Source organism: Kurthia populi (assembly GCF_042686175.1).
In the GTDB taxonomy this organism is placed as follows: domain Bacteria; phylum Bacillota; class Bacilli; order Bacillales_A; family Planococcaceae; genus Kurthia; species Kurthia populi.
In genome coordinates this window covers 1-1090 of sequence record NZ_JBHUOR010000028.1, presented here as the reverse complement: position 1 = coordinate 1090, position 1090 = coordinate 1, and the positions used below count along the sequence as shown (strand labels likewise).

General features: G+C 44.2%; 8 tRNA genes. All 8 read left to right on the top strand.

The features are described from left to right. Window positions 1–29 precede the first annotated feature (29 nt). Window positions 30–105 (top strand) — tRNA-Ala (locus ACFSY7_RS05490). 19 nt (window positions 106–124) lie between these two features. Further along, a tRNA-Met gene (locus tag ACFSY7_RS05485) sits at window positions 125–198 on the top strand. A gap of 9 nt (window positions 199–207) precedes the next feature. After that, window positions 208–300, top strand: a tRNA-Ser gene (locus ACFSY7_RS05480). Window positions 301–315: 15 nt separating this feature from the next. Next, window positions 316–392 (top strand) — tRNA-Asp (locus ACFSY7_RS05475). Window positions 393–409: 17 nt separating this feature from the next. Then, window positions 410–485 (top strand) — tRNA-Phe (locus tag ACFSY7_RS05470). Window positions 486–494: 9 nt separating this feature from the next. Further along, window positions 495–571, top strand: a tRNA-Ile gene (locus ACFSY7_RS05465). A gap of 35 nt (window positions 572–606) precedes the next feature. Then, window positions 607–682, top strand: a tRNA-Thr gene (locus tag ACFSY7_RS05460). A 1-nt stretch (window position 683) separates the two neighbouring features. Then, a tRNA-Lys gene (locus ACFSY7_RS05455) sits at window positions 684–756 on the top strand. The last annotated feature ends 334 nt before the right edge of the window (window positions 757–1090 follow it).

Here is a 1090-nt window from a genome sequence, read left to right as displayed (position 1 = left end):
GAATCCTGTCATTCCGACCATTTAGTAATGGGGCCTTAGCTCAGCTGGGAGAGCGCCTGCCTTGCACGCAGGAGGTCAGCGGTTCGATCCCGCTAGGCTCCACCAATTTTATATTATTTATTATGGCGGCCTAGCTCAGCTGGCTAGAGCGTCCGGTTCATACCCGGGAGGTCGGGGGTTCGATCCCCTCGGCCGCCATAATCCTTTGGAGGTATACCCAAGTCTGGCTGAAGGGATTGGTCTTGAAAACCAACAGGCGGGTCAAACCGCGCGGGGGTTCGAATCCCTCTACCTCCTCCATTTTTATTTTAATACGGTCCGGTAGTTCAGCTGGTTAGAATGCCTGCCTGTCACGCAGGAGGTCGCGGGTTCGAGTCCCGTCCGGACCGCCATTTTAAAAATTTATTGTGGGTTTGTAGCTCAGTTGGTAGAGCATTAGATTGAAGCTCTAAGTGTCGGCGGTTCGATTCCGTCCAAACCCACCATTTTTTAATGGGCCTATAGCTCAGCTGGTTAGAGCGCACGCCTGATAAGCGTGAGGTCGATGGTTCGAGTCCATTTAGGCCCACCATTAATTTATAATTCTATTNGGGGTCATTTTCATATGCCGGTGTAGCTCAGTTGGTAGAGCAACTGACTTGTAATCAGTAGGTCGAGGGTTCGACTCCTTTCGCCGGCACCATGAGTCATTAGCTCAGTTGGTAGAGCATCTGACTTTTAATCAGAGGGTCGCTGGTTCGAATCCTGCATGACTCATATTAAGCGAGTGCAAATTGCATTCGCTTTTTTGTTTGTTCTAAAATAGATTAATAAAGATAGAAAAGATGTGCATTGACTGTACATCTTCTTTTTTTATATTATTCGATGAATAAGTGATTACATATTGGACGCTATTGTATTAACAATTTTTTTCAAAGTATAAGTTAAATAGAGATGACTAGACTATTGTGTAGTTGGAGACATTTATTTTAATACGTAAGATTACTGTCATAATCGCTGTTAAAATTCTCGATAATACCGTTTAAAAATTCCCCACTAATAACGGATAATCTATATTAGACAATATAGATTGGAAGTGTGGAGATGACGG